Source organism: Streptomyces phaeochromogenes, from assembly GCF_001418655.1.
GTDB classification, from domain to species: domain Bacteria; phylum Actinomycetota; class Actinomycetes; order Streptomycetales; family Streptomycetaceae; genus Streptomyces; species Streptomyces phaeochromogenes.
Genome location: NZ_LIQZ01000591.1, coordinates 1 through 6,541, shown reverse-complemented (window position 1 = coordinate 6,541; position 6,541 = coordinate 1). Strand labels below are relative to the sequence as shown.

7 protein-coding genes are annotated in these 6,541 nt (G+C 69.7%); 1 reads left to right on the top strand and 6 read right to left on the bottom strand.

Annotated elements, in window-relative coordinates:
• The 4 genes from AOK17_RS53225 to AOK17_RS46295 all read right to left on the bottom strand — a co-directional run.
• Window positions 1-473, bottom strand: a 473-nt coding sequence (locus tag AOK17_RS53225; protein WP_245697862.1) for an ABC transporter ATP-binding protein, incomplete at its 3' end; no start/stop codon positions are given.
• 3 nt (window positions 474-476) lie between these two features.
• Window positions 477-1,304: an ABC transporter permease gene (locus AOK17_RS46305; RefSeq protein ID WP_055618652.1), complete on the bottom strand. Its 828-nt coding sequence runs from the start codon at window positions 1,302-1,304 to the stop codon at window positions 477-479.
• Window positions 1,289-2,188: an ABC transporter permease gene (locus AOK17_RS46300; RefSeq protein WP_055618651.1), complete on the bottom strand. Its 900-nt coding sequence runs from the start codon at window positions 2,186-2,188 to the stop codon at window positions 1,289-1,291. The genes AOK17_RS46305 and AOK17_RS46300 overlap by 16 nt, the downstream gene beginning before the upstream one ends.
• Complete coding sequence (locus AOK17_RS46295; RefSeq protein WP_055618650.1) at window positions 2,185-3,330, bottom strand: ABC transporter substrate-binding protein; 1,146 nt, start codon at window positions 3,328-3,330, stop codon at window positions 2,185-2,187. Before AOK17_RS46295 ends, AOK17_RS46300 begins: the two co-directional genes overlap by 4 nt.
• Before the next feature lie 222 nt (window positions 3,331-3,552).
• Here AOK17_RS46295 and AOK17_RS46290 point away from each other — a divergent pair, with 222 nt between their 5' ends.
• Complete coding sequence (locus AOK17_RS46290; protein ID WP_055618649.1) at window positions 3,553-4,302, top strand: GntR family transcriptional regulator; 750 nt, start codon at window positions 3,553-3,555, stop codon at window positions 4,300-4,302.
• 399 nt (window positions 4,303-4,701) lie between these two features.
• Here AOK17_RS46290 and AOK17_RS46285 read toward each other — a convergent pair whose 3' ends face one another.
• Window positions 4,702-5,154: an Lrp/AsnC family transcriptional regulator gene (locus AOK17_RS46285; RefSeq protein ID WP_055618648.1), complete on the bottom strand. Its 453-nt coding sequence runs from the start codon at window positions 5,152-5,154 to the stop codon at window positions 4,702-4,704.
• A 10-nt stretch (window positions 5,155-5,164) separates the two neighbouring features.
• Window positions 5,165-6,541, bottom strand: a 1,377-nt coding sequence (locus tag AOK17_RS46280) for an amino acid permease (RefSeq protein ID WP_055618647.1), incomplete at its 5' end; no start/stop codon positions are given.

Below are 6,541 nucleotides of genomic sequence, written 5' to 3'. Positions count from 1 at the left end.
CGGGCGAGCGCGACGCGCTGCTGCTGCCCTCCGGAGAGCTGGTGCGGAAAGCTCGTGCCCTTGTCCCCGAGCCCGACGAGTTCGAGCAACTCGGCCGCGCGCGACTGCCGTTCAGCCGTACGCACCTTGCGCATCCGCAGCCCGAAGGCGACGTTGTCGAGCGCGCTGAGGTGCGGGAAGAGGCTGTACGACTGGAAGACCATCCCGGCGTCGCGGCGGTGGGCCGGGACGCGCGTGACGTCCTCGCCGTCAACCAACACCTCACCGGCGTCGGGGTGTTCGAACCCGGCGAGCATCCGCAGGGCCGTGGTCTTGCCGCAGCCGGACGGGCCGAGCAGGGCGAGGAGTTCGCCGGGCCGTGCGGTCAGGTCGAGCCCGTCGAGGGCGACGGTCTTGCCGAACTCCCGGCGCAGGCCCCGGAATTCGACGGTCGCGGCTGTCGTGGCCGCCTTCTCAAGCGTGGTTGCGGTCATGGTTCATCCCCGGGGAGCGGTACGGGAGCGCCCGCCGAACCCGGCGAGCGCGAGAAGGAGTGCCCACGTGACGAGCAGGCTGAGCACGGAGACGGCGACGGACAACTGGGCCTGCGAACCGCTGACGTTGACGATCCACACGGCGAACGGCTGGAAGCCGAGCAGTTGGGCGACGGTGAACTCGCCGAGCACCAGGGCCAGCGTGAGGAACGACGCGTTGAGCAGCGCCCCGCGCAGGTTCGGCAGCACGGCCCGTACGAGCGCCTGCGGCCAGCCCGCGCCACAGCTGCGGGCCGCCTCTACGAGGGTGCGTACGTCCATCGCGCGCAGCCCGGCGTCCAGGGCCCGGTACACGAACGGCAGCGCCATCACGACGTACGCGAGGACGAGCACGAACGGGAAGTCGGGGTTCTGGATCGACACGAACGTCTGGAACAGCGGGGTACGGGAGAGGTGTTCGGGCCCCCACTTCAGGACCGTGCCGATCCCGGCGACGAACGCGATGGGCGGGACGACGAGCGGCAGCGAGCAGACGATCTCGACGACGGGCCGCAGCTTCGGCGCGCCGAGCCGCAGCGCGACCATCGCGGGCACCATCAGCAGCAGCACGATCGCGATGGTGGCGGCGGCCAGTTCCAGCGAGAGCAGCAGGCTTGAGACGAACCCGTCGGTGCCGAAGATCTGTGTGTACGCGTCGAAGGTGATGCCCTGCTCCGGCACGTCGACCGTGAAGACGACGGACGCGGCCAGCGGCACCAGGAAGTAGAGCGCGGCGCCGGCGAGGACGGCCCCGCGCCAGGGACGTACGGACCGGTTCAGTTGTCGAGCCATCGCGCGCTCCGTCGTTGCAGGGGCAGGTACACGGCCATCACCAGGCCCGCGACGAGGACCATGTCGAGGCTGAGGGCGAGCGCCACGTTCTCCTGGCCGACCAGGACGTTGCCGGAGATGGCGTCGGCGATCTGCAGGGTGACCAGCGGGACCGAACTGCCCACCATGGCCGCGGCGGTGGCGTACGCGGCGAAGGCGCTGCCGAAGAGCAGCACGAATCCGCCGAGGAGGGAGGGCGCGAGGACGGGCAGGGCGATGTGCCGCCAGTACTGAACGGAGGTGGCCCCGTTGTTCCGCGCGGCCTCGCGCCACTGGACGCGCAGCCCGTCGAGGGCGGGGGTGATGGTGAGGACCATCAGCGGGATCAGGAAGTAGAGGTAGACGATCACCAGACCCGAGAAGCTGTAGAGGTTCCAGCCCTTGTCGGCGAGGCCGAAATAGCGGGTCAGGACACCGGAGTTGCCGAGCGTGGCGACGAACGCGAAGGCCAGCGGGACGCCGCCGAAGTTGGCAAGCACGCCGGACGCGGTGAGCACGGCCTCGCGCAGCGCGCGGAAGCGGGAGGTCACCACGGCCTGGGCGACCAGCAGGCCGAACACCGTCGAGATGACCGCCGAGACGGCGGACAGCTTGACGCTGCCGAGCAGGGCGGTGAGGTACGCGCCCTTCAGCGAGGCGGTCAGGTTCGCCGTGGTGTACGAAGTCGCCCCGGTGGCCGGGTCCTTGACGGTGAAAGCGCCGTTCAGCATGGCAAGCGCGGGGATCCCGAAGGCGAGCGTCACGAAGGCGAGCAGCGGGACGACGGCGAGCCAGCCGGGCGCGTGGCGCCGCCGCTTCGGGGAAGCGACGGGCGCCACGTCCACACGGGTGAGGGTCGCGGTCATCCGGCGACGGCCTTGCCCCAGCCCTGGCCGAGCACGGTCTTGGCCTTGCTCTGCTGGGCCTCGGTCGGGAAGGCGGGCGTCCCGGAGACCTCGGGGAGCTTGGCCGCCGCGGTCTTGTCGAGCGTGCCGGCCTTCTCCATGGCGGTCATCAGGGCCGGGCGGGCGTATCCCTTGAGCCAGAGGTTCTGGCCCTCGGCGCTGTAGAGGTACTCCTGCCACAGGCGGGCCGCCGCCGGATGCGGGGCGTCCTTGTTGATGGCCTGCGAGTAGTACTGGGAGAACTTGCCGTCGGACGGGACCGAGACCTTCCAGTCGAGCCCCTTCTTCTTGAACTCGTCGGCGTAGCCGGCGTTGAGGTAGTCCCAGTCGATGCTGATCGGCGTCTCGCCCTTCTCGACCGTGGCGGGAGTCGACTCGACGGGCGTGTAGTTGCCGTTCTTCTTCAGCTTGGCGAAGAAGTCGAGGCCGGGCTGGATGTCGTCGAAGGAGCCGCCGCTCGCGAGGGAGGCCGCCCAGACGCCGCCGAAGGCCGAACCGGACTTGGTGGGGTTGCCGTTGAGCGCGACCTGTCCCTTGTACTGCGGCTTCAGCAGGTCCGCGAAGGTGGTCGGGCAGGTCTTCACGCGCTTGGCGTCGCAGCCGATGGAGATGTAGCCGCCGTAGTCGTTGAACCAGCGGCCCTTCGCGTCCTTCTGCCCCTCGGGGATGTCGGCGAAGCCCGCGACCTTGTAGGGCGCGAGGAGTCCCTGCTGGGCGGCGCTGAGCGCGAACGAACTGCCCAGGTCGAGGACGTCGGGCGCCCGGTCCTGCCCCTTCCGCGACGTCACGGCGTTGATCTCGTCCTGGCTGGCGCCGTCGGGGTTCTCGACCTCGACCTTGATGCCGTACTTCTTCTGGAAGCCGTCGATCAGGGCGCCGTAGTTGGCCCAGTCGCGGGGCAGCGCGATCGCCTGCAGCGTGCCCTCCTTCTTGGCCGCTTTCACGAGGGCGTCCATGCCGCCGAAGGCCTCCGCGGAGGTCGCGGTGGCGGCACTCCTGCCGTCGGTGGTGGTGGACGCGTCGTCGGGGGCCGCGCCGCAGGCACTCAGGGCGAGTGCGGCGGCGCCGACGAAGACGGCTGTTCTGGGCAGGGACACGGTCACGTTCTTCTCCAGGGGGCGCGCAGGGATCACACGAGACGCAGAGCTGGTCAGCAGAACTTGTCTGAACAAGTTGGCCCAAGTAGGCCCGCCATTGATGACCTGTTCGTAAACATTGTCGAAACCGTGACCCTTGATTTCGCTGCCACTCGCCGGGCGCACGTGTCACCGGCGATCCTCGTCTAGGCTGATCAAGGGGTACACATCTGCGCACAGAGGGGGAGCATGGCGACGCGACACGAGGAGATCGCCGAGGAACTCAGGCGGGCGATCGACCGCGAGGAGTACACGGTGGGCAGTCGACTGCCCGCCGAGACCGACCTCGCGTCCCGCTACGGCGTCTCCCGCGGTACCGTCCGCCAGGCCGTCGCCGCCCTGACCGCCGAGGGTCTCATCGGTTCCCGGCAGGGCGCGCGCCGCGTGGTCCTCGCGAGCCGCCGCAGTCAGTCCTTCGAGGAGTTGCGCTCCTTCGCCCAGTGGGCCCGCGCGATGGGCCGCGAGGCTACGGGCCATGTGGTGTCGTCGCAGTACCGCCCGGCCACCCCCGAGGACTCCGTCCGCCTCCAACTGCCCACGGGCACCCCGGTGTTGCACGTCCTGCGCGTACGCGGCCTGGACGGCGACCCGGTCCTGCTGGAGCGCACCGTCTACGCGGCCTGGATCTCCCCCGCCGTCGAGTCCGTCGAACCGGACTGCCCCTCGGTCACCCAGCGCCTGTACGAGGACACCGGCCTCGTCTTCGCCTACGGAGAGCACGTCATCGACGCGGTAGCGGCCGGCGCCCAGGACGCCGAACTCCTCGACGTCCGCCGCACCAGCCCCCTCCTACGCGTCCGCCGCGTCACGACGACCCGCGAAGGCCGCCCGGTCGAATGGTCCGACGACCGCTACCGCCCGGACGCCATCACCTTCAGCGTCCACAACTCCATAGCCAACAACGCCCTGGCCCGCCAATCAGGCCAGTCCGACTTCTGACCCCGGCCCCTCCAGGGTCGCGAGGAACCGCGCGCTCAGCCCCCACCCACTCGCACGCGACTACGGACAGGGGGTCGCCCTTTCAGGGCCGCAGGGAACTGCGCAGTCCCTCCAGGGGCGCGAGGAACCGCGCGCTCAGCCCCCACCCACCCGCACGCGACTACGGACCGGGGGCCGCCCCTTCAGGGGCGCAGGGAACTGCGCAGTCCCTTTAGGGGCGCGAGGAACCACGCGCTCAACCCCCACCCACCCGCACGCGACTACGGACCGGGGGCCGCCCTTTCAGGGGCGCAGGGAACTGCGCAGTCCCTTTAGGGGCGCGGGGAACTGCGCAATCTTTTAGGGGCGCGAGGAACCGCGCAGCCAGCCACGACCCACCCCCACCACCCCGCACACCCCTTACGTAGGCGACCCCGAAGAAAACCTCCGCAACAAAGGCGAAAGCACCAACACGGACTTGGTCCGCTCCACAAACGGCTCCCCGGCAATCCGCTCAAGCACCCGCTCGAAATGCCGCATGTCAGAGGCGAAAACCTGCACCATCGCATCCGCCTCCCCCGTGACGGTGGACGCGGCCACAACCTCCTGATACCGCTCAAGCCCCCGCTGAATCGTCTCCGGCGACGTGTTCCGCCGGCAGTAGATCTCGACGAACCCCTCGGTCTCCCACCCGAGCGCGGCAGGATCGACCCGAACGGTGAACCCGGTGATCGCCCCGGTCGCCCGCAACCGGTCAACCCGCCGTTTCACCGCGGGCGCGGACAGCCCCACCTCCTGCCCGATGTCGGCATAGGAGCGGCGGGCGTCCTCGGCGAGGGCGTGCACGATGCGTTCGTCGAGATCGTTCAGCACTGCGGGTGGATCACTTCTCTGGAGTGGCGAGACGGGAGCGGCGATAGCCGTAACTGAAGTAGAACACGAGCCCGACGGCCATCCAGACCCCGAAGACGACCCAGGTCACGGTGTCGAGGCTGCCCATCATCCACACGCAGAAGGCGAAGCCCAGCGCGGGCATCACCGGCGACAGCGGCACCCGGAACGTACGGGGCATCTCGGGCCGCGTACGCCGCAGCACCACGACGGCCACATTGACCAGCGCGAAGGCGAAGAGCGTGCCGATGCTGGTCGCGTCGGCGAGCTGCCCGAGCGGAATCGCGGCGGCGAGGACACCGCAGAACAGGGAGACGATGACCGTGTTGACGCGGGGCGTACCGGTCTTCGGGTGGACGCGCGAGAAGACCTTGGGTACGAGCCCGTCGCGGGACATGGCGAAGAGGATGCGGGTCTGCCCGTAGAGCACGGTCAGTACGACGCTCGCGATGGCGATGACCGCGCCGGCCGCGAGCAGCGTGCCCCAGAAGGCGTCCCCGGTGACGTCCTTCATGATCCCGGCGAGCGCGGCCTCCGAGTCGGTGAAGCCCTGCCAGGGCTTCGCGCCGACGGCGACGGCCGCGACGAGCACGTACAGCGCGGTCACGATGATCAGGGAGAGCATGATCGCGCGCGGCAGGTCGCGCTGGGCGTTCTTGGCTTCCTCGCCCGCAGTGGAGGCTGCATCGAACCCGATGTATGAGAAGAAGAGGGTCGCTCCGGCGGCACTGACGCCCGCCATGCCGAGCGGCATGAAGTTCTCGTAGTTGCCGGACCGGAAGCCCTGGATGCCGATCGCGCAGAACAGCAGCAGCGCGGCGATCTTCACGACGACCATGACGGTGTTGGCGCGCGCGGACTCGCGGGCGCCGCCGAGCAGGAACGCCATGGCGAGCAGTACGACGATGAGCGCGGGCAGGTTGAAGACGCCGCCGTCACCGGGTGGCGCGGAGAGCGCGTCCGGAATGGTGACGCCGATCGTGCCGTCGAGCAGCTCGTTCAGGTACTCGCCCCAGCCGACGGCGACGGCCGCGACGGAGACGCCGTACTCCAGGACCAGACACCAGCCGCAGATCCAGGCGATGAGCTCGCCCATGGTTGCGTACGCATACGAGTACGAGGACCCGGCGACCGGGATGGTGCCCGCCAGCTCGGCGTACGAGAGTGCGGAGAAGAGGGCCGTGAGGCCGGCGATCACGAAGGAGACCGTGACGGCCGGGCCGGCCTTGGGGACGGCCTCGCCGAGCACCACGAAGATGCCGGTGCCGAGCGTGGCGCCGATGCTGATCATCGTCAGCTGCCAGAGGCCGAGGGAGCGCCGCAGGCTGCCACCCTCGCCCTGGCCACCCTCCGCGACCAGGCTCTCCAC